The sequence below is a fragment of the Adlercreutzia sp. CNCM I-6216 genome (assembly GCF_977113345.1).
Map to the genome: position 1 here is coordinate 143,262 of NZ_CDSBIE010000002.1, position 22,022 is coordinate 165,283.

The 22,022-nt window shown below is 65.3% G+C and carries 16 protein-coding genes; 5 read left to right on the forward strand and 11 right to left on the reverse strand.

The annotated features are described in order from the left end of the window. Positions 1–2: 2 nt before the first annotated feature. The 3 genes from ACYVRU_RS02400 to ACYVRU_RS02410 all read right to left on the reverse strand — a co-directional run bounded on the left by ACYVRU_RS02400 (position 3) and on the right by ACYVRU_RS02410 (position 4,463). Complete coding sequence (locus ACYVRU_RS02400) at positions 3–2,162, reverse strand: carbohydrate-binding domain-containing protein (protein ID WP_461185684.1); 2,160 nt, start codon at positions 2,160–2,162, stop codon at positions 3–5. A 279-nt stretch (positions 2,163–2,441) separates the two neighbouring features. Beyond that, positions 2,442–3,137 carry a DUF4956 domain-containing protein gene (locus ACYVRU_RS02405; RefSeq protein ID WP_451916801.1) on the reverse strand — a complete coding sequence of 232 codons (696 nt, stop codon included), beginning with the start codon at positions 3,135–3,137 and terminating at the stop codon, positions 2,442–2,444. Positions 3,138–3,389: 252 nt separating this feature from the next. After that, a complete protein-coding gene (locus tag ACYVRU_RS02410) occupies positions 3,390–4,463 on the reverse strand; it encodes a VTC domain-containing protein (RefSeq protein ID WP_461185685.1) in 1,074 nt (357 codons plus the stop codon). A 260-nt stretch (positions 4,464–4,723) separates the two neighbouring features. On the opposite strand from ACYVRU_RS02410, the gene ACYVRU_RS02415 reads away from it, so the two are divergent. After that, entirely contained in the window at positions 4,724–5,398 is a 675-nt protein-coding gene (locus tag ACYVRU_RS02415) for a response regulator transcription factor (RefSeq protein ID WP_461185686.1), read from the forward strand. Between the two features lie 584 nt (positions 5,399–5,982). Beyond that, on the forward strand, positions 5,983–7,023 hold the full coding sequence (locus ACYVRU_RS02420) for a sensor histidine kinase (protein WP_455798328.1): 1,041 nt from the start codon (positions 5,983–5,985) through the stop codon (positions 7,021–7,023). Between the two features lie 248 nt (positions 7,024–7,271). On the opposite strand, the gene ACYVRU_RS02425 is transcribed toward ACYVRU_RS02420, so the two are convergent. The 6 genes from ACYVRU_RS02425 to ACYVRU_RS02450 all read right to left on the reverse strand — a co-directional run bounded on the left by ACYVRU_RS02425 (position 7,272) and on the right by ACYVRU_RS02450 (position 15,989). Beyond that, positions 7,272–8,471, reverse strand: coding sequence for a 4Fe-4S binding protein (locus ACYVRU_RS02425; RefSeq protein ID WP_114540349.1), 1,200 nt, complete (start codon positions 8,469–8,471; stop codon positions 7,272–7,274). A gap of 285 nt (positions 8,472–8,756) precedes the next feature. Beyond that, entirely contained in the window at positions 8,757–9,827 is a 1,071-nt protein-coding gene (locus tag ACYVRU_RS02430; protein WP_231699520.1) for a 4Fe-4S binding protein, read from the reverse strand. Positions 9,828–9,839: 12 nt separating this feature from the next. Continuing rightward, positions 9,840–10,529 carry a 4Fe-4S dicluster domain-containing protein gene (locus ACYVRU_RS02435; protein WP_227069483.1) on the reverse strand — a complete coding sequence of 230 codons (690 nt, stop codon included), beginning with the start codon at positions 10,527–10,529 and terminating at the stop codon, positions 9,840–9,842. Between the two features lie 219 nt (positions 10,530–10,748). Beyond that, positions 10,749–11,663 (reverse strand): dimethyl sulfoxide reductase anchor subunit family protein, encoded by a 915-nt coding sequence (locus tag ACYVRU_RS02440; protein WP_461185687.1) that lies wholly within the window; start codon positions 11,661–11,663, stop codon positions 10,749–10,751. 6 nt (positions 11,664–11,669) lie between these two features. After that, entirely contained in the window at positions 11,670–12,329 is a 660-nt protein-coding gene (locus tag ACYVRU_RS02445) for a 4Fe-4S dicluster domain-containing protein (protein ID WP_114549334.1), read from the reverse strand. A 15-nt stretch (positions 12,330–12,344) separates the two neighbouring features. After that, entirely contained in the window at positions 12,345–15,989 is a 3,645-nt protein-coding gene (locus tag ACYVRU_RS02450; protein WP_412669003.1) for a molybdopterin dinucleotide binding domain-containing protein, read from the reverse strand. A gap of 363 nt (positions 15,990–16,352) precedes the next feature. Here ACYVRU_RS02450 and ACYVRU_RS02455 point away from each other — a divergent pair, with 363 nt between their 5' ends. Next, positions 16,353–17,306: a hypothetical protein gene (locus ACYVRU_RS02455; RefSeq protein WP_461185688.1), complete on the forward strand. Its 954-nt coding sequence runs from the start codon at positions 16,353–16,355 to the stop codon at positions 17,304–17,306. A 9-nt stretch (positions 17,307–17,315) separates the two neighbouring features. Then, positions 17,316–19,268: a UvrD-helicase domain-containing protein gene (locus ACYVRU_RS02460; RefSeq protein ID WP_461185689.1), complete on the forward strand. Its 1,953-nt coding sequence runs from the start codon at positions 17,316–17,318 to the stop codon at positions 19,266–19,268. Between the two features lie 211 nt (positions 19,269–19,479). On the opposite strand, the gene ACYVRU_RS02465 is transcribed toward ACYVRU_RS02460, so the two are convergent. Together ACYVRU_RS02465 and ACYVRU_RS02470 are read right to left on the reverse strand one after the other, a co-directional pair. Beyond that, on the reverse strand, positions 19,480–20,187 hold the full coding sequence (locus tag ACYVRU_RS02465) for a TorD/DmsD family molecular chaperone (RefSeq protein ID WP_461185690.1): 708 nt from the start codon (positions 20,185–20,187) through the stop codon (positions 19,480–19,482). Positions 20,188–20,192: 5 nt separating this feature from the next. Further along, entirely contained in the window at positions 20,193–21,029 is an 837-nt protein-coding gene (locus ACYVRU_RS02470; RefSeq protein ID WP_461185691.1) for a hypothetical protein, read from the reverse strand. A gap of 331 nt (positions 21,030–21,360) precedes the next feature. Here ACYVRU_RS02470 and ACYVRU_RS02475 point away from each other — a divergent pair, with 331 nt between their 5' ends. Then, positions 21,361–21,876, forward strand: coding sequence for a hypothetical protein (locus tag ACYVRU_RS02475; RefSeq protein ID WP_173114561.1), 516 nt, complete (start codon positions 21,361–21,363; stop codon positions 21,874–21,876). Positions 21,877–22,022 lie beyond the last annotated feature (146 nt).

The following is a 22,022-nucleotide window of genomic DNA, read 5'->3' on the forward strand; positions in this document are numbered from 1 at the left end:
CCTTACAAATTGTCGGGACGCCCTCCGCGCTCGGCGCCGCGGGCCCCGCCCATGGTGTTGCTCGGCGTGGTGGAGGCCGTGAACTCGGTGGCCGCGTCGTTCACCGTGAGCGTGCAGGTTTCGCCCTCCTGCATGCCCGGGACCGACACGAGCACGCACTGGAACGACTCGCTGGCCCTCCAGGCGACCAGCTCCGCACCGGCGCTCCCAGTCACGACGAGGGCATCGCCCTCGTTGCCCGCAACCATCACCAAGGCGAAGGGCTGGGTGCTCCCCTCCGAGAAGGTCTCAGCCATGCCAGCGCCTCCAGCCAAGATGACCGTGCCGCCCGTCACCGTGGCGCCGTACTCGTAGTCCAGCGCGCTGTCACCGGCACCGGAGCTGGCGCCGACAAGCTCGCCACCCGTAACCTCCACATAGCCGTTGGAATCCACCGCGTCGCCACCAGCGTTGATGGTCACTTTGCCGCCGTTGATCTGGATGAGGCAGTCCTCGCTGGCGTTGGCCGCCAGGGGGCCGCTGCCCGCGCCGCCGCGGCCGCCGCGACCGCCGAAGTCGCCGTCCTGGGGCATCTGGCCGTCGTCGGGCATCTGCCCGGGCTCGGCGCCTTCGGGAAGTTCGGGACGCTCGCCATCGGCCCACTTGCCACCTTGACCGCGCTCGGGCCGCTCGCCGTCTGCCCCCTCGGGACGCTGGGGCATCTGGCCTTCCTCGACGCCTTCGGGCAACTCGGGACGCTCGCCGCTTTGGGGATCGAACCCCTCGGAGGCCTCGGGCATCTGACCGGGCTCCGCGCCCTCGGGCAACTCCGGCCTCTCGCTCTGGCCGCCCGGCGCACCCGACCCATCGGCACCGTTCAGGCCATCGGCGTCGCCGCTCTTACCGGCAGCATTGGGATCCTGCCCCGCGGCCGCCGCGCCATCAGAACCGTCGGTCGTCCCGTCCGTCGTCGCGTCGTTGGAGTCGCGCTCGGCCACCGCGGCATTGATGCCGTCATCGGACGCAGTGATGTTCAGCTCGCCGTCGTTGACGATCACTTCCTGGGCCTCGATGCCCTCTTCGCAGCCCGCCACCGTGAACGTGCCGCCATCCATGGTGAACTTCGTCTCGGGATTCATGCCCTTGCCGCCGGCCTCCACGACGTAGGTGCCGCCGCTCATGGCCGCCTCCACATCGGAGCGCAGGGCGTGATCGGCCGCCTTGATCTGCGCATCGCCGCCGGCCAGGCGCAGGTACGTGGCCGCCTGGAAGCCCTCGTCGCCCGCCTCCACGGCGAACGTGCCCCCATCGATGGACACAAAACCGCGCGTCGGATCCTCGTCGTTGTTCGACTTCACGCCGTCGCCACCGGCCGTAATAGCGAAGGAGCCGTCGGCGATCTTCACGCAGTCCTTGCCGCGCAGACCGTCCTCCTTGGCGGTCACGGTAATCGCACCGCCGGTCACCACGAGATCATCCTTGGAGTTCACGCCGTGGCGATAGTTGCCCTCGACGGTCAGCGCGCCCGTGCCGTTGATGGTCAGGTCGGCCTTCGAGTACAGCGCGGCGTTGGGCTCGTCCTCCCCTTCCGCCAACGTGTAGCTTGCACCGTCGGCCAACGTGTTCTGCGAACCTGCGGCCAAGGTCACGAACACCTTGTCGGCCTGCTGGATGTTCAGCGCCGGTCCCGCCTCGTTACGAATGGAGGCACCGTCGAGCACGATCTGCACCTTGTCCTGGTCACCGGCGTTCACCACCAGCGACCCAGCCATTAGCTCTCCAGTCACCACGTAGGTGCCTGCGGCGGTAATGGTCACCGCAGTGCCTTCCACCGCAGCGCCTTCACCAGACACCGTCGCGCCCTGGCCCGCCAGCGCAATCTTCGTTGCCGCGGCCTCATCGTAGGAGGCGTCCCGGTCGCGGTCGGAGTACGCGAAATCCATACCGGGGATGTCGATGAGCGACGCCCAGTCCACCCCGTCAGTCGCGCCGTTGTCGCCTTGGGCCTGGTTCCCCTGCCCCTGCTCGGTTTTCTCGCCGGCGTCCCCGGCGGATTCTTCGAAGGTGCCGCCCGTGCACCCGGCCAGCGCCAGCGATCCCGCCAGCGCCACAGCCAAGGCTCCACGACCCCAAGCCCGTCGTCGCGCCACGCAAGCGCCCATCATTTCGTTTGTCTTCAACATCAATTCTCCCTTTGATCGTTCGTCCTTATGGTCTTGCACTACTATTGGGTCTATCTCCCTAGGTGCTTTCCAGCATCGGTGCTCGCCGACCTCTGATCGCCCCGCGAAGAACGCGGCCGTTAAGAAATAGCTTCCATGTCAGCAGCAACGATTTTGGGATGGTGCCGACTCATGTGCGTTCCTTCCGCTATTTCTTTTGCCGCGTTCGCAGCGGGATAAAGCGATCAGCGGGCGGCGAGCACCGATGCCGGAAAGCACCTCGCGGAGCGTCCCGAGGACCTAAAGCGTCTCGCGCCCCTGCGGCGTCATCCCCAGAGAGATCTTCAAGTTCCCGTTCAGGCACCGCAGCTCGTCGATCATCGCCTTCTCAAGCCCCCGCTCGCGCAGGCGCAACTGGTAGGTCAGCTGGAAGAGGCTGCCCATGTTGGTAGTCGTCACCTCGGTCAGCTCCGACTCCGCGGCGTAGCGGTTGAGCACTTCGTCGAAGACACCGTCGTATTCCAAATCTTCCGGAATGGTGATGCGCAGCGTCTTGCCGGGCTCGCGCGGCCGCCCGAACGGCGTGAGCACGAACAGCAGGTTCACCACAGCCACCACCACGGTGAACACGACGGCAAGCCCCAGAAAACCCATGCCCGTGGCCAAGCCGATGGCCATGGCCAGAAACACGCTGCCGATATCTTTCGCCGAACCGGGAATGGAGCGGAAGCGCACCAGGTTGAACACGCCCATAACCGCGATGCCCGCGCCGAGGTTCCCGTTCACCAGCGTGATGACCATCTGCACGATGAGCGGCAAGAGCGCCAGCGTCACCACGAAGTTCTTCGAGTAGCTGTGCCGGAACATGTACACACCGGCGCAGGCCGCGCCCAGCACCACCGAGAACACGCAGCAGAGCAAGAAGTCCGCCGCCGAGACGGCCCCTACCAGCGATTCCGCTGTTCCGAACACTGACGAGAACGTTGATTCAAGCATGAGTTTCCTTTCTTGTTCATTCTCTGCCTACTCTTGCGAGCAACCTTCCAGACAATGCGCTCCCTCGTTTTGGGCAGGAATTCCGACTTGTTAGACTTCTTTGTTCTGAGCTTCGCCGAAAAGAGGGCCTGCGAGTGGGTTTTTCGCCTCAGATCGAATCACTTTTCCTCCGTTGAAGGACCTTGAAGCTTAGCCCATGTCTAACAACTCCGTTTTTTCGCCTATTTCCAGGACTCGCATTTCCCGAACGGTTCACGCACCACCACGCATAGCCCTTCGATGATTTCGAGCGCGCGGCACAGCCGTTGCCATCTGATAAGCGTTGCCATACTTGGTAAATGAAGCCGAGTAGATGCGCTCGGCCGACAGCACGTCCACCAGCCACGGCGGGTAGGGCCCGGCGCTCTTTATCTCCATGACGGACTCGCTCGACTCGATGATGGGCCGCCATGGCGAACGGAAGCGATGGCAGTCGAAATACGCCAAGCGGTCGTCGAAGGTGATGCGCAGGTCGGCGTCGAATAGCTCGTCGCGCCCACGCGCCTCGCGTACCTCGGGCCGATAGGCCCAGGCCACACGATCGCAGGCGATGCCCATGGAGGGCGCCAGGGGCAGCCAACGGTTCATGGCCGCCTCTAGCTCGCGGGCGATCTGGCGCGTGGCCGGCGCGAGCGCCACGGCCGCAAGCCCCGCATCCGGCAGCGGCCAACGGGCACAGGCCTGCTCGTAGGGCAAGCCGCTCACGAAGGCCAGCGCCGCCGGCAGCGTCAGGACGAGCCGCCGCTTGTACACGATGCCCTTGAACTTCTTCTTGATGCCAAAAAACACAGGGAAGCCCGCTGACAAACCGTTGCCCCGAAGCGCCTCTCCAGCGCACGGCCTGCACGCCTCGACACTTCCCACGGCATCCCCATCAGCATCGCCCATCGTCTGCAGCCCGGCGGCAGCAGGCGCCACTTGCAGCCCTGCGGCCGTCCTCGCCACTCGTAGCCCCGCAGCCACCCGCGTTTCCACTTCCCCATCGGAAAGCGGCAGGCCGCCTGGCTCACGCACAATCGGCCCGGCACCGAAAGCTCCCATGAGGGCCACCCCAGCCGCATCCCCGTAGGCGCGTAGACGCAGCTTCTCCTTATAGAGCGGCTTTTCCACCGAACGGGCGATCATGGCGCGCTCGGGCGTGTCCAGATACAAACTTGTGATGCGGGTGCGACCGTAATCATCAACAGCCATGAGGCGCTCCGCCGCCGCTTCCACAGCCGCACGCTCGGCCACGTCGATGCGGTATTTCTTCTCCACGCGCTTGAACACGCTGTTGTAGGCGGTCACGGATACTCCTTCCTCGCTGGCCGCGGATCCTGATTCTCGCCGGGCCGCGAAACCCCGATCTCCCGCAGGCCGGCCCCAACAATAAGGGGACTTCCTGAAAACTGCCTGAAGCAGCCGATTCCTTTCAGGTTGCCTTCAGGTGGGCCGTTACAATGAATTCAAGCGCGTCCAGCGCCACAACAGCTCCGGGCACACACTGCGAAGCGCCACAACCGAGCCCGAGGCGTCGGTGCGCGACGGCCCTTACGGAAAGGATCACCATGCACGTTCTGGTCGTGGAAGACGACGCTCGCCTCGCCGAGGCGCTGGCCCGCATCCTTGAGGACAACGGCTATACTACCGACGTCGTGCACGACGGGGAGGCCGGCGTGCAGTACGGCGAGGCAGGCACCTACGACGTCATCATCTTGGACGTCATGCTACCGAAGGCCGACGGCTTCACCGTGGCCCAGCGCCTGCGCCGAGCGCATGTGGGCACGCCCATTCTGCTGCTCACCGCCCGCGATGCCATAAGCGACAAAATCTGCGGCTACGACTCCGGCGTCGACGACTACATGACCAAGCCCTTCTCCCCCGCCGAGCTTCTGGCCCACCTGCGCGCCCTCACACGGCGCCAGGGCGACGTCGTCTTCGAGACGCTCGCCGTGGGCGACCTCACGCTGAATCTTGAATCCATGGATCTCACCTGCGGCGACGAATCCATCCGCCTGTCGCAGAAGGAGTTCGCCATCGCCCGCATCCTGCTCGGCTCGCCGGGAGCAGTGCTTTCGAAAGAGCAGCTTATCAGCCGCGCCTGGGGGCCCTCATCCAGCGCCAGCGACAACAACGTAGAGGCATACATCTCGTTTCTGCGGAAGAAGATGGCCCACGTGGGGTCGAAGGCGAAGATCGAGACCATCCGCTCGGTGGGCTACCGGCTCGCCGAGGAGGGCTAAGCGCCCATGGGACTCCCTCCGAAACCGCGCCTCGCCTCCTGTCTGAACCCGAAGGGCGTCAGGACTCCGAAGCGCGCAGCCGACGAAGCCGCCCCCATGCTGCGCCAGCTGAGAACGAAGTTCATAGCCCTGAACATGACGCTGGCCGCCCTCGTGCTGGCCGCCTCGTTCGCCACTATCTGCTACGCCGACTACCGCGCCGACATCGACGACGTGCGCAACCGGCTCATGGCCGCCACGAGCCGCTCCCTGCACGAACCGCAGCTCATCCCCGACGCCGAGCCTTTCCATCGGGGCGAGGCCCCCGGGAAGACGGCGAGAACGCCGCAGGCGCCGATGGCGCGGACGATGACGACAATCGCGCTGGAAACGAGGCGGCCGGTGGCACCGACGCGGACAACGACGCGGAAGGCACCACGAGCGGCAACGCAAACCCGGGCAAAAGCGTTGAAGGCGCGGAAACACCCACAGAGGACGGCTCGGCCCCCGCTCCCACCCAGGATATCGGCGCCGGCACCAGCGATCCCGATTTCGCGCCGCCCCGCATCGGAGGCCCCGGCACCGCCGAGGAGGCCTCGCTGCCCGTGGCGGTCTACTACATTGCCGACCGCACGGTCATGCAACTGACCGACCGCTCGGGAGCCACCGTGCCCGAGGCGCTGCTCGTGCACGCCATTCCTGAAGTCGTCAGCGCTGAAGCGCCCTGGGGGTATCTGCCCGACGTCGGACTGTACTTCGCCAAGCATGAGGCAGGCCCCGACCTCATGGTGGCCTTCGCCGACGGAAGCGCCGCCGACGGCTGGCGCTCGCTGGCCCTCGTGCTCACCGCCGTGGGCCTAGGGGCGCTGGGGCTGCTGTTCCTTTTGAATCTCGTCTTCTCCCGCTGGGCGCTGCGCCCGGTTCAGCAGGCCTGGGCCCAGCAGCAGCAGTTCACAGCCGACGCGTCCCACGAACTGAAGACCCCGCTCACGGTCATCCTCGCCAACAACGCCATCCTGCGGCAGCGCGGCAGTGACACCATCGCCAGCCAGCGCCAGTGGATTGAGAGCACCCAGATGGAGGCGGAGCGCATGCAGAGCCTCGTGACCGATATGCTCGATCTGGCCCGACCGACCCCGCAAGGCGCCCAAACCTCGGAAGGCCCCGCGGCCGTCGTCGACCTCAGCCGCCTTGTGGAGGGCGAGGCCCTCACCTTCGAGGCCGTGGCCTTCGAACGGGATCTTACCTGGCAATGCACGGTCGCGCCGGGCATTGCCGTACGGGGCAACGCCGCGCGCCTCCAACGGGCCGTGGCCGTGCTTTTGGACAACGCCTGCAAGTACACCGACCCCGGGGGCACCGTGGCCGTGACGCTGCGGGCTGCGACGGGAGATGCCGTCCTTTCCGTGCGCAACAGCGGCGAGCCCATCGATGCGGCCGACCTGCCCCACCTGTTCGACCGCTTCTATCGCGCCGACAAAGCCCGCACCCACAACGCCGTCGACAGCGAAAACGACGGCGCCGGCGGCTACGGGCTGGGGCTGGCCATCGCCCGCGACATCGCCCAAGCCCACAAGGGCGCCATCGCCGTCACCAGCACCGCACAAGAAGGCACCACCTTCACTCTGCGCTTGCCCTTGGTATAAAACGCCCCCGGCGCCGTGAAGAGGATAGGGGCGCCGGGGGCGGGCAGATCGAGGTCGCGTGGCTGCCGGGGCGGATGCCGGGGCAGTCGGGAGATGCGGCCTCTCCTGCTTTGCGGAGAAGTCTGAAGTTCGCCGCACGACGATCCCGTCGCCGCCGTGCGGGCTTCGGCGAGACGCCGTGGAGGGCCGGCTCGCTAACGGTTCGCCGACTCCCTGCGCGGAGGGCCCCGGCGATCGGTGCGGCTCCCCTACCGTTCGAAGATGTCTCCGTTGAAGTCGAGGCGGAAGGTGTCGAGGATCTGGTGTGGGTTGTCGGTAAGGCTCACGGGGCGCGGCGTCATGACGTAACGGTGGCGGCTGCCGTCGGTGAGCCAGCTTACAGGCACGGCATCGAGCAGCGTGATGGCGCCGGCCGGGCACACGTCCCCACAGCTGCCGCACTTCACGCAGTCGCCCGGGGTGTGGGCAACGCCTAGGGTGCCGTCGGCGTCGTCGAACTTCGCGATGGCGCCGGTAGGGCAGAATGTCGCGCACATGCGGCAAGAAACGCACTTCGTGCCGTCGATGACCACCGCACCCCACAGGCGGGTCTCCAGCTTGCCGCTCGCAGGCTCCCCTAGCTGCGCCAATGCGTCCAGCAATCGCTCGCGCCGATCGGGAATAAAGTGCGGCAGCGTGCCGTCCTTCATGACATGGAGGGAATGGGCGGGACGGCGCAGGGCATCCGCCTCTACAGATGAACCGGTGAGGAATTCTTCAGCTTCGCGAACAGGCGGACAAGCCGGCTCTTGGGCAAAGTGGGCGTCGCGGGCAGCTTCGACGGCTCCGGTATCGACGCCATCAGCAAGAACGCCCACCGGAGGCACGTCGGTCACGACGATTTCCAGCTCGTTGCCCCAAGCGCCGAGCACCTGACGCGCCGTTTCGGCCACGAGCTCCGCCGTGTCGCGACCGTGGCGCTGGGCGCAACGCTCGCAGTCGCCGCAGAGCACCGTCACACAGCCCACGCCCTCGGCGGCGAGCCCCGCCAGAAGCGACTCATCTACGCGCCCTGCGCAAATCACGGACGCCGCAACACCAGGCACCAGCAAATCGCCCAAGGCCGCCTCCATCTGGCTGCAGACAATGACCACCTCGTCACCGCGCGCGGCGCGCAGGCAGGCGACCTTCAACTCGGCGTCCGACGGATTCAAAGATTCCAAAGCGCACGTGGGGCACACCGTGGCGCAGGTGCCGCAGCCGACGCATTTCGAGGCATCGATCACCAACTCGCCATCATCCAAAGAAAGGCACCCTGAAGTGCACGCCGCCGCGCACTTCAGGCAGTCCACATTGCGGTTGCGCACCTTCGCGCACCGCTCCCGATGCACCCGAATGGCCCCGCTGTCCACGACCGTAAACGCGGCCCCCACATAGCGATGGGCCCCCGCATCAATCGTCTCAACCATTATCACTCCTCTTCCAAGACGGTCGGGCCTCTCCCAAAGCCCTCCCGCTCTTGCAGCTTAATATCACCTCGCGAGGCGGCCCGCGGAGCCCGTGATCGACGACCTCTGATCGCCCCGCGGAGAACGCGGCTCTTAAGAATCAGCTTCCACTTCAGCAGCAACGATGCCGGGATAGTACCGACTCATGTGCGTCATCTTCGCTGATTCCTTGGCCGCGTTCGCAGCGGGAAACAGCGATCAGCGGGCGGCGAGCACGGGCTCCGCGGGCCGCCCCCCAACGAGTCGCTAGTCCAACTTTGGTTCCAAGTCGTCCATGACCGGATCGGGAATTTCCACGACCGTCTTGCCCGCCTTCTTGCCGACGAACACCGGCATCGTGATGGCATGCGTGGGGCACACGTCCACGCAGTTGCGGCAGCGCGTGCAGTCGGCCATGGTGCGCAGCCCGAATTCCGGATGACGGATGTTGATGTCGGCGTCGCACACCTCGGCGCACTTGCTGCAGGAGGTGGCACGGGCCGTCTCCAGGCACTTCTCATCATTAATGGTAGGCACAAACGTGCGCGAGAAGCGCCCGACCAGGTTCATGAGGGCCGAAAGCGGGCAGAAGTTGGAGCACCATTTCCGCAGCACCACCAGTTCGATGACGAGCATGGCCGGAATGAGAATGAGCCCGATGGTCGCGTCGCCGTGGGCGAAGGCGCGCCAGATGACGAGCACCGTGGCAAACGTGAGGCCCACCGGACACACGAGGCAGAACACCGGGAACCCGAACACGGCCGTGGAAAGCAGCGCGCCGCCGAGCACTGCGTGGCGCGAGTCCACCTTGCCGTGATGAACCGGCTGGCACTTACCGCAGGCGCCGCAGGCGTGGCCGTCCTTCGCAGCTTTCAAACTCGTCAGCTCCTGCTGCGAGATGGCCTTGATCTCGGAGTTCTTCTTCTCCGCTAGCTCGCGGCGTTTCTTGGGCGAGCGGAAGAAGTCGCGGACGCGATCGATGAGCATGGTCGGGCACAGCCACGAGCAAAACGCGCGGCCGAACACGAGCACCAGCGCGGCGATAAGCACGAGCGACACCACCGCGCGGGGAATCACAGTCTTCGTGGCGATCATGGTGCCCAGCGCGCCCAAGGGGCACAGCATCGAGAACGTGTCCCAACCGAAGCCGGACATCGTGCCCATGCTCACGCCGGCGACAAGCCCGGCGGCCATGCCGACGAACACCACGGCTCCCACAGCCGTGCGCAGCCGACGCGTCTTCAGCTTCGCGGCCAGCGCGTTCGCAGAGCCCTTCCCTTTCACGCCCGCAGCCTGAGATGAAACGGACGCTTCCGTAGTTTCCTTCTTCTGAGCCATAACTTACCCCCTTTAGGCTTCAATAGGGCGCACTACAATGGCGCGCTCGGTGGACTTGATGGAACCGGACGACAGCGACAGGCAGGCGGCCTGGCAGGCGCCGCAGCCGTTGCACTTGTCTTCCACGACGTAGGGAATGGGGTTCGCGCCGCCCTCGTCCTTAAGCTCGATGGCGCTGTAGTTGCAGGCGTCGTAGCAGTCGCGGCAGCCGGTCATGCGATAGGCCAAGCACGTGCGAGGATCGATCTCCGCCGTGCCGATGATGATGTCGCCCGTCTCGCCGGTCTCCGGGTTGCCCACCGTGTAGCTGGCGGGCAGCTCCAGGGCCGCCGTGGGGCACACGGCCGCGCACAAGGGGTTGCCGCCGTTCTCCTCGTAGCAGAAATCGCAGTAGTTTCCCGTGTTGAAGTCGAGCATGGGGCTGCGCATGCCCAGCAGCCCGTCCTCGATTTTCGCCGGCACGATGGCCTCACGGGGGCACGCCTCGTAGCAGCGCTCGCAGCGGATGCAGCCGCTTACCAGATGGGCCTCGTCGGTGCCTCCCGGCGGTCGGTTCAGCGGGTTGTGGCCCGCGTAGCGCAAAGCGCCCAGACCTAGCAGCGCCGCCGTCGATCCCACGCCGATGAACAGCCCGCGCCGCGTGATGCCGCCACGCGGCGCACGCTTGACTTCGGCTTCGTCCTTCTTTTCCTCTTGAGCCATAGCAGTCTCCTCTTCACTCTTTGCTTAAATGGCTTCCAAATAACGGTTGCCGCGTTCTCCAACCGCAAAATCGTTATTTGCAAGCCATTTCAAAACAGACAGGGCGGCTTACTTGCGTCGCCTGCGGGGCTTAAGCCGTTACATCAAGCCGCCCTGTCCAACACTCGTCTTCAGAGAAGGGCCAACCGACCAGAGATGGCCCTTCTCACGTTCAACCTCTTACTGAAGCGCCCACTGGAACTGGATGAGGGCGTTCACGGCCACTTCGTAGAGCAGCACGCGCCACACGATGGTGCCGATCACGGCGCACACCAGGGCGATCACGGCCACGGCCAGAGCCTTCTCGGCGGGGATCTTGCCCACCATCACGAGAGCCGCAAGCACCGCCGGCACCGCGCAACCGATGACGACGTTGCCCAGCCAGAAGGCCACGGCATGCTCGCCGGCCAGAATGGCACCGGTGATCTGCTCGGACTGGCGCATGGCCACATCGGGCAGCGTCGGATCGAAGTAATACTCCATCTCGGTATAGTTCGCGCCCATGCCGGAGATAGCGACCGCGTAGATGACGCTCACCACGGCGCACACCACGGCTCCGATGAAGGCCACGGTGGCAGACAGCTTCACGGCGTCCTCAGCTTTCGTGGCGCCAGCGATGATCATGGCAGCCAGGCCGCCGAGCATCACCGTGGCCACCACGTAGTACAGAGGCAGCAGCATGGTGTCCCACACGGGAATGGCGCTCATCAGATAGGAGTCGCCCGTCGCGAAGGGCAGCGCCAGGGACACGACGATGGCCAGGATGGCGCACCACTTGGGGGCCACGCCCTCCTCGGAGCGGCGCATCATGAGGAAGTACAGCACCACGGCGATGGCGAACACGATCACGAAGATGAGCTCGATAGTGATGCCCGAGGTGATGTGCCCAAAGCCGTTCAGCATGCGCAGCGGGTGCTGCAGGTGGAAGAATACCGACAGGCCGCCGATGGCGAGGGCCACGATGGCACTCACACAGGACGCGAGCTGCATAGCCTTGCCCTTGCCGGCGAGCGTGAGAATACCCTGCATCAAGAAGATACCGCCGGCCAGGCAATTAAAGAAGGTGAAGAGAATAAGGGGCCACTGAATTTCCATGGGTTGTTACTCCCTCCACTTCCGGCCCTCGCGCAACAAGTACATGAGCTTGGGGTTGTTGCCCTTGTTGGTGAGGTGATGAATGTCGTTCTCGGTAAAGGCTTCCACGTAGTCCTTGAGCTTGACGCGGGTCTTCGTCATGTCGTCGTACTGGCAGCCGGGGGTGTCCGGGTGCGCCGGGGCCTCGAAGTTCTCGACGCCCTGATCGAGGTCGCCGAAGAAGCGGGCGCGGGCGCCGCACTGGGCCACGCACTGGGGCAGCTCGCCCTGACTCGTGCGCTGCTCGCACAGCGTGCACTTCTCGACGACGCGCTCGGTCTGGTTCAGGTAGCGCACACCATAGGGGCAGGCCATGGCGCAGAACTGGCAGCCGATGCACTTGTCCTTGTCGATCTGGATGGTGCCGTCCTCGGCGACATGAGACGCCTCGGTCGGGCACACCTTCACGCACTCGGGGTTCTCGCAGTGCTGGCACTGAACGGGGAGGAAGTACATCTCCACGTCCGGGAAGGTGCCGGAACCGCCCTCGATGGGATGCGGGCCGACGCGCAGGGTCTTGATCCAGAAGTTGCCCACGTCCACGCCGTTGATGGCCTTGCACGCCACGGTGCAGGCGAGGCAGCCCGTGCAACGGTTGAGATCCGTGATGATTGCGTAGTTGGACATCGTGTTTCCTCCTTCCTATTCCTTGATGAGGCTGATCGTCTGCAGGCCCTTCGCATCGGCGCTCGCGTAGGTGAGCTCCACCTTGGAGTCGTCCAGACGCGGGTCGTTGGCCAGCCATTCCTTCAGACGCGGGTCGTTGGCGTTGGTGATCGCCTCGTTGCCCCACGGGTCGCACGGCACGGGGTTGCCGAACGGCGAGTTCTCCTCGGTGGCCTTGTAGACGACCATCGGGTTGCCGCGCAGCTGGGAGGCGCCGCAGATCCAGCACTGGGCGTACTTGTCCATGGTGCAGTTGATGCCGACAAGTTCGAAGCCGTGGGCGGCGTGGTCCATCTCCGGGTACCACCAGGCGTGGTTGGCGTTGGTGGTGCCTTCCTTGATGCCGTAGTACAGATCGGCCACCTCGCGGATGGCACCCCACGGGGTGCGCACCCAGATCCAGTCGCCCTGCTCGATGCCGAGGCGCGCCGCGTCGTTCGGGTTCATCTCGAAGCGCGGGGACGGCCACAGCTCGCGGCACCAGGGCAGCTGACGGTGCTCGGAGTGGAAGTAGACGGGCTGGCGGGCGCCGGAGGTGCAGATGAAGGTGGCCTCCGGGTTCTCCTTCACGGCCTGCTTGTAGGCCTCCAGGTTGTCGGTGTCACCGTTGTCGGTCGCCTGGCCCGTGCCCACCCCGGCGATGCCGTGGTAGGGCTTGTTCAGGTAGTTGTCGCTGTTGTAGGACGCGCCGTCCACGAGGTTGGCGTCGTACCACTCAGGTGCCTGAACGCGGGAGTTCTTCGGCTCGAACCAGTGCGGGAACTTGTCGATGTCCGGAATGTCGCCGGCGTAGGCGTCGCGATCCGGCGAGCACACGTTCGCGAAGTACGGGGTCTTCTCCCCCACCTTGGCCGCGGTGCCCGGGGTCTCCAGCACGTAGGACTCGCTCACCGTGTCGCCGATGTAGGACTCGCAGATGGTCGACCAGATCTCTACCTTGCCGGTGGGGGTGCCGAAGGCGCACTTCTCGTCCACAGCGGCATACAGGTTGTAGCCGGCCTGCTGGCGACGGTAGCCCATCTCCCAGCGGCGGTAGGTGCCCCAGCGCTCGGGATGCCACTTGCGGCAGTCGAACCAGCCCTCTTCCTGGAACTTCGCGGCGTACTGCGGGAAGTCGGGGCCGTCGGGGTACTCCTCGGTCTTCCACCAGTCGGTGGCGTCTTTGAGCACGCGGTACTCCTGCTCCTCGTAGCCCACCGAGCCGCCGGCCTGGATGAAGTCATGGTAGTCGAGGTTCAGCCACTCGTCGTATTCGGGGTCGCGGTCGTTGAACGGCACGCCCATGGACTTGTGCAGGCACACGACGAAGGTCGGGTCGAAGACCACGTCCCCGATGGGCTCCACGCAGCGCTGTCCCGCGCCGAAGATGCCGCCGGCGCCCTGGGACACACGTCCCGTGTTGGTCTCCAGCCAGTGGGTGCAGGGGAACACGTAGTCGGCGGTGCCGTTGTTCGGGCACGACCACAGGTTGATGTCCACCCAGAAGTCGAGCTGCGTCAGCGCGTCCCACGCCTCCAGCAGATTCGACTGGTTCATGAAGTCGCCGGACATGCAGATGCCGCCGTAGAGCTTGTAGGGAGAATCGATCTCGCGGATGGCGTCCCAAATGGAGGAGGCGTCGGTCCAGGAGTTCCAGAAGCGCAGCAGCGGGAAGCGCTCGGCGGAAATCTGGTCCGCGTTGTTCTCGAACGGGGTCTTCAGACCCGGGAAGGAACGCGATCCCTTATAGTCGCCGCCCTTGCGCATGGCGATGATGCGGGCCTCCTCATCGGTGGGGATGTGGTTGCCGTAGCGCTCCATGAGCGGAGAGTTCTCGTCCTGCAGGTACTTCACGAAGTTCTGGATGAGCGGAATCTGGTCTTCCACGGAAAGGTCGCGCGGCGTGTTGCCGAGCTCCATGGTGCCGATGCCCTCGCGGATGCCCCAGTCGACGGGGTCGTGATCGGTCACGATCATGTTGGCGCGGCCGCAGCAGCCGTCCACCTGGGCCTTCGAGGAGCCGCGGTTGCCGGCGGGCTCGTCGGAGTTGCCGGTGAGGCAGGCGATGAGCTGCAGGGCGCGGGTGTTCTGCACGGCATGGCCCGTCTGGTCGGGAGCCAGCTGGTAGTGGATGCCGCCATTGCCGTGAAGGGGGTTCAGGCGCGTGGTGTAGGTGCGCACCGCCTCCTCGATCTTGTCGGCGGGAACCTCGGTGATCTCGGAGACGCGCTCGAGCGTGTACTCCTCCAGGTTGTGCTCCCACTCCTGCCAGACCGACTTGGCCTCGATCATCTTGCCATTGGCGAGCTTCACCTGCACGCCGTCGGGCCACAGCTCCGGGTCCTTCGGCAGGCCCTTCGGGTTCGACTTTTTGCCCTTCTCGTTGCCCTCGCCGGTCCAGTAGGCGTCGTAGGCCGGGTCGGCCGGGTCGGCGAACTTCGAGGGGTCGGGCAGCCACGCATCGGCGATGATGGGCTTGTAAGGGTGCTCGATCCAGGTGCCGGTGGTCGGGATCTTGTGCTTCTCGCCCTCCCACTGGCATTCCTCGGCGTCCCAGTAGGTCGGCTTCTCGTTGGCAGCGTCCCAGCAGATGAAGCGGCGGTAGGAGTACTGCTCTGGCGCCGGCTCCCAGAACTGGGAAACCCACTCGCGGTCGAGGTCAGCCTCGGTGAGCAGGCGGCTCGTCATGTGGATGCCGCCGTTCATCTCCAAGAAGTAGCCCTTATAGGTCTTGCCGTCGGCCTCGGGGTTGTAGAGGAACGGGCCATTGGACCAGCGCTTCACGAAGTTCTTGTCGTAGGCGTCGTTGTCGACGATCCACTTCAGCCAGCCGAGCGACATGGCCAAGTCGGTGCCGACGCGGATGGGAAGCCACAGGTCGGCCTCCTTGCCCAGCGGGCTCATGCGCGGGTCAACCAGAATGTGCTTGTAGGCGCGCTGCGAGCAGTCCACGACGGTACGGTTGGTGGAGTCGTAGTTGGAATACTCGGACGCGGTGCCCCACTGCACGTACACGATGGGGCCCTGCTCCACCTCCATCCACGGCGAGCCCTTCTCATCGGTGAGCACGCCGCCGAAATGGCGCGGGCCTTTGCAGATCTCGTAGGCGGAATGGAAGTTGTGGGTCCCGAAGACCGACTTCAGGGTGCCGTAGGGCGGCTGCGCCCACACGCGCGAGGTACCACCCATGGAGAAGATCGACTTTCCGCCGTACTTCGCAATGAGCTCGTTGTACTTGGCGCCGATCTCGTCCATGGCCTCGGCGAAGTTGACGCGCACCCAGCCGGGATCGTCCTCGCCCTTGGGGTTGGTGCGCTTCATGGTGTAGCGCAAACGATCGGGGTGGTACAGCGCCAGCATAGACGCCTGGGACTTCGCGCAGCAATGTCCGCGGCTGTGTGCGTTGGACTCGTCACCTTCTACCTTGATGACCTTGTTGTCCTGCACGGTGACCCACACACCGCATTCGCATTTGCCGCACGCGCGGCAGCAGGAACGGATGCGCTTGACCTCACCAGCTGATTCGTCGACGCCCTCGGCCAAAGCCGCAGACGGAGCTGCGGCGAAGCTCAGCGTGCTCGCTGCGCCCGTGACGGCGGCGGCCTTCAGGAAGCTGCGACGAGTCAGTGAAAGTTTAGCCATGGGTCCTCCTCTCTCTTTCGTTCGATGCTTTCCAACAAAACACCGGAAGCCCTCGGCGGCGCCGGCGGCCTTCGCAAGTGGAGGGGGTGAAGATCCGCCTCCGCTGTCGAGCAGCCACCGATGTTTTGTTGCCCAACGGTTGAAAATGGTATGGGCCGCACGCGCCGCGCAATCATAAGAGCAGGCCGATTTAGGAGCGCGCAATCATCCCACGCGCTCATCTCGATGGGATGATTTACCTGTTCGAGGCCTCTCTATACTGGATGGCGAAGAGGATAGGCGGCAGTTTCCCCAAGATTCAAGACGAGCCGAAGCCGGCTGAAGGATCTTTTGCGGAACCTGCCAAAAAGAAAGGAGAGACGGATGAGCAAGCCCCATCCTTCCATGGCCCTCACGCTTGATTTGGACGAGTCGATCGTCGATCATGAGCTGCGCTTGGAGATCGACCGCTGCTACTCTTACCTGGGAACGCCTGTGGTGCGCTCCCACCCGGCGGCCGACGGCGAGCCGGTGAACAGTCTGCGCATGACCGTGCGCGTAGGAGCCCGCGAGTACCTGGATTCCTCCGTGGAAGGCGCCGACGCACTGTGGAACGACTACATTGAGCACTGGCTGCTGAACCAGGTGCATGCCGTGGACAACCAGATGAAGATCTTCAACCGCCGCCAGCGCGAGGAGAGCAAGCCCGAGCTTGTGTTCACGTGGCTGGAAATCGAGCTGCAGGGCGGTCGCCTCGTGGTGCGCATGCGGCTGGATTCCACCTGCGGCATCGACCCCGAGGAGAGCAAGTGGGTGAGCCGCGTGCGCGAGGCCCTGAACGCAGGGGCCCTCGGCCAGGATGTCGTCGCCGTGACGCTGCCTTCCGCGGCCTCCTACGAGAAGCAGCACGCCGCCGGTATGGTAGCGCTTGAGGCCCGCAAAGAGGCCGAGGCCGCTGCGGCCCGCGCCGCCGAAGAGGCGGCCGCAGCCGAGGCCGAGGCTGCCGAGAGGGCCGCCGAGGAGTCGTTCGTGGCCTCCCCCGCTCTGGTAGCTGAGGCCGCCGAAGCGGCGCTTGAGGCCGAGGAGGCGGCCGATATCGTCGTGCGCGCCCGCATCGCCCACGACCTGGAAGAAATCGAGCGCGGCGAGCTTGACAAGACCGCCGAGGAAATCGTGGCCGAGCGCATCGCCGAGGAGGCACATCTGGGCGAGGACATCCAGAAGAAGTACGCCCTGCCCGACGCCGATTTCGCTGTTGCCTTCGACCAGTGGACGGTCGTCTACGCCGATGGCTCCACGCGCGATTTCGACTCGACCAGCGGCATCTTGGCCGATTAGGAGGCACCCATGACTGACATGATGGCAGAAATCGCCGCTTTCGACGGCCGCACGGCCAAAATCGTCGGCCCCGCGCGCTCCGGCAAGACCGAGGCGCTGCTGCGCCGGGCCGCTGCCGCCGTGGCCGCCGGATGCGCCCCCGAGGACATCCTCATCGAGACCTCCACGGCCGAGGCGGCCCGCGTGGCGCGTCGACGCCTGGTGGACGCCCTGGCCGCCGCCGGGGTGCAGGATGTGGAAGACATCGCCGGCCGCATCACCGTGGCCTGTGCGCAGCAGGTGTGCCTCACCGTGCTGGAGGCGCCCGAGACCCGCGCCGCCACCGGCCGCACTCCCCGCGTGCTCGCGCCCTTCGAGTACAACTTCTTCCTGGAGGACATGAAGACCCTGGGGACTCCCGCCCGCCGCTTGCGCTCGGAGCTCGGCCACATCAAGCAGCAATGGTGCGCGCTCGCCCCCGAGGACGACTGGGCCGTCGGCGAGGAGAAGGACGTGCTGGATTTGGCCCATCGCCTGCTTAGCGCCACGAACGCCATGCTGGAAGATGAGGTGGCCTACCTCTGCGGGCGCTACCTGCAAAGTGATGCGGGCGCTGGCGCGCGACAGCGGTTCGCCCTCGTGCTCGCCGACGACTTCCAGAACCTTTCCGCAGCTCAGCAGACCTGCCTGTGCCTGCTCGCCCGCGACCAGCTCATCGTCGCCGGCAATCCGGACGAGACCGTGCGCGTTGCCACGAGCTTCCCGGCCCCCGAGGGTTTCGCCACCTTCGACACCTTGCGCCGGGGCGTCGAGGTGTTCTCCCTGGACGTCGCCTTCGGCAACCCCAACGTGACCGATTTCTGCGACGCTATCGTGCTCACCGGCAACGAGGACGCCCGCACCGCCGCCCGGCGCGAAGGCACGATCCGCGACATCGCCACGGTGAAGTGGAACACCCCCGACGAGGAGTTCAACGGGCTGAGCCGCTACCTGTTCGCTGTGAACGCCGAAGACCCCGAGGCGGCCCAGTCCGACATCTGCATCGTGGCCCCCAACAAGCAGTGGGCGCACGCCTTCGAGCAGATGCTCGCCCACCGCGGCTTCGCCGTGTCGTCGCTGGGCTTCGAGCGCCTGGCCGGCGATCCGCGCGACACGAACCGCGCCCGAGCACTTGTGGCCTACACATCGCTGAACCTGCTGGCCGACCCGGACGACCTGTTCGCCTGGCGTGCCTGGGTGGGCTTCGGCAACTACCTCACCTACTCCGATGGCTGGCATTTCCTGCTGGATTGGTGCGACGAGCACGATGCCGGCATCCTGGACGCCCTGGAAGCAGCTGCGGCCGCCCGAGCAGCCGGCGAGGACGAGCCCTTCCCCCGGGCCGAGCGCCTAGCCGAGCGCTACGCGGCCGGTCGCGCGATGATCGCCGCCCACGAGGGTCGCCGCGGCTACAACCTGCTGGCGGCCCTCGGCGCCGACAAGCTGCGCGACTTCGCGGCCCTGGCTGACTCCCTCGCCGGCGACGAAGACGCTGCGACCCTGTACGCTATGGTGCGAAAGGCCCAGTTCTTCCCCACCCACGAGGCCAACATCCGTGCCGTGCGCGTGAGCTCCCACGAGCAGCTGTGCGGCTGCGGCTACCGCACCCTGTACGTCACCGGCTGCGTGGACGGCTTCATGCCGGCCCGCGACGCCTTCGAGGTGGTCTCCACCGACGCCGATCGCGCCCGCGTGCGCGAGAACGATCGCCGCACCTTTGCCGCCGGCGTGGCCAAAGCCGCAGATACGCTGATGTTCTCCACGTTCAGCCGTGCGCCCCTGGAGCTGGCCGAGCGCACGAAGATGCAGGTCGCTCGCGTGCGCATGGAAGACGGCGAGCGCATCGCCCAGGTACGCCCCACCTGCTTCCTAGAAGAAGCCGGCGGCGCCGCCCCCATCACGCTGGGCGGCCAAGCCCTCCTCGCCGATTTGGGCATGGACTAGTCCTTCCTCCGAAGCCCTTCTGCAAGAAAAGCCCCGATTGGGGCTTTTCTTATGCGCTCGTTTCTCAAACAAATCAGCGCATACGTTGTGCGGTCGCTCGCCCAAAATGGGTCGGCCCCGCCGAGGAGGGGCGGGGCCGACAAAGGAGGGGAAAGAAGGAAGGGATTGGTAGGGTTGGGACGCCTCGTCGCAGCGGAGGCGTCAAAAGCCGCTAAGCTTCCACGGAGTCCAGAAGCTCGCGCAGGACGGTTTCGTCTTCCTGGAGAGTGCCGAAGGTCAGCTGGCCCAGGCCCTGGTAGAACAGGGTGCGGGCATGCATGCGCATATCGGCGACCAGCATGGGAACCCAGTTCAAGAGGTGGTTCTCCAGAAAGTCGTAAGAGGTGCGCAGGTAGGCGATGGCCTCTTCCTCGGCGGCATCGCCCAAAGCCTCGGCGGCGCGCAGGGCCATACGCTGCATGAACTCCAGTTCCAGCGCGATGTGGTCCTCGGCCTCGTTCCAGTTGCCGCGCACAAGCTCGTTCTCGCGCAGCGTGGCGAGCACCTCGGCGCGGGCCTCCTGCATGAGCAGGCGGCGCTCGGAGGTGTACACCGATTCGTACGGATAGGCGGCGGAATACCCGTTCACGCCATGGCCGATGAACGTGCTCACGTAATCAATGGCGAGCTCGGTCACCGAGTCGTCCCAGGCACGCTTCAGATAATCGTAGAGCTGGTGGTACCCCTCGTCGGCAGCCGCGTTGCCCGTGGCCTGAGGGAAGCGCATCTGCTGCAGCTCGCGCAGGGTCGGCAAATCCACCTCTTCGCGGAACAAGCGCGCCAGCATACCGTAGGATCGGGCGCGGGCATTCATCAGCTCGACGAGATTCACCTCCTCGGGAGCGGCAACTTCCTCAACGGCTTCTTCCATAACGACCATGGCTCTTACGCCTCCTTAACGTCTGAAAGCTCGGCGAGCATGGCCCGCCCCAGATCGGTCAAATTCCACGCTCCGTCGCCCCAGATGACGCAGTCGCACGTCTCCAGAACATCAATGAAGTGCTGGCCGAAGCGGCGCGGCGACTTGGTGATGTCCATGGTGTCGGTCAGACTCTCGATGTCGGCCAGCTTCCGGGGCGCCTCGGCGAGCGCCTCCATGACCGCGCGGTACACCTCGGCGTAGCGCGCCTCGTCGGAGCCCAGTACGACTGCGCGGAAGCTCTTGCCAGCGAGGTATTCCTCGCGCAGGGCCAAGGCTTCGGGCGTCGAGCGCCACACCGGATCCACGGTCTCGCGAATCTCCAGGTAGCTCACGCCTTCCTCGACGCTCTCGTGCTCGTCGGTCACCTCGGGCATCTCCAACACGAGCGCCCCGGCGCGTTCCAACATGCGGCACAACGTCATCGGCGCGTACACCGACCAGTTGTCGCGCTGCCACTCGTCCACTTTCTCGGAGATGACGCTGGAGGCGCAGCCGTCTTCGCACACCCCAATGATGTTCAGCAGCACGGGCCGGCGGTTGGGGTTGCGAACGATGAGCGCCTGCAGCGCCTCGGTGGCACTACCTTGGCGCGCCGGCGAGTACACCGGGTCGTGGTGCACCGTCTCGGGCATGTTGCGCATGGTGGGGTAGTCGATGGTGTCGTAGGGGTTCTCGTCGTCCATCCATTCCTGATCGATTTCCGAGTCGTCCACCGCCAAGGGGTCGAACTCGTCGTCGAAGGCGAGCAGCTCGAGGGTGTCCCCGGCGCTCGCGCAAGAACCCTGATGCTGATAGGCCATACAGGTTTCCTCTCTCGTTTCGCGCGCGGTCGTCATCGCGAACCCCGATGCGCGGAAGGCTCTTTTCGCCCTTCGTTCGCTCGAGCAATCCGATAGCAGACGCCGCTTCCTATCCTCTTCGTCCTACATTCTAGGAAGCATCGCGGCGCCCAGCTCATACGACCAGGCCCATCTTTGCGAAAAACGGCATCATCCTCTCGTGATGATTTCGCCCTTCCACGAGGATGATTGTGCGCTGCACCTGGGGTTTTGCCCTTGACCTTTTCCGTGCGCGCGCCATAATGGGGCTGCGTTGCGAAACTGCGGGGCGACCACGATTGAGGGAGCACTTATGACCAACGCAGCATTCGGCAAGAAGGTTTTTGCCATCGCGGTTCTGGCCTGCCTGTGCGCAGCCCTGATCGCTGTCCCGGCGTACGGCTTCTACTACGTGCACGACGACAGCGTGTCGGATTCCTCTGACGGTCTGGGTAGCTACGAGGTCTTCATGGTGGTCGACGAGACCGCCGTGGGAGGCGACGTGCACTCCGACCTGATGTTCGTTCCGGCGGGCAGCACGGCCGATGTCGTCCTTACCGAGGGCATCATCTCCAGCGAGAACCAAAACGGGCTGGACGCCATTCACAACTATGACGTTCAGTCGGTGGCCGACTACCTCGCCGCCAACGGTTACAACGCTGAGATCAGCGTGTACCCCACCGGCGATGTGCAGGCCTACAAGGACGCGGAAGGCGCCTACGCCGCCACGTCCCAGAACGTGAGCGAGGCTTACACCGCCCCCGCGAAGGGCGATGGCTCGACCGTTCTCGATCGCTACGACAACGTGGTGATCACGGTGACCAAGTAGGTCGCCGACCGTCGCGGGGCCATCGTCGACCAGCGGTGGCCCCGACCGCAGCGCGCAAGAGCACGCCGATGGCAACGGCATAGCAGCGCGCCGAACAGGAGGTTTTACGGGCCAGGGGATCCGTGAGCAAGTTGACGAGGCACCAT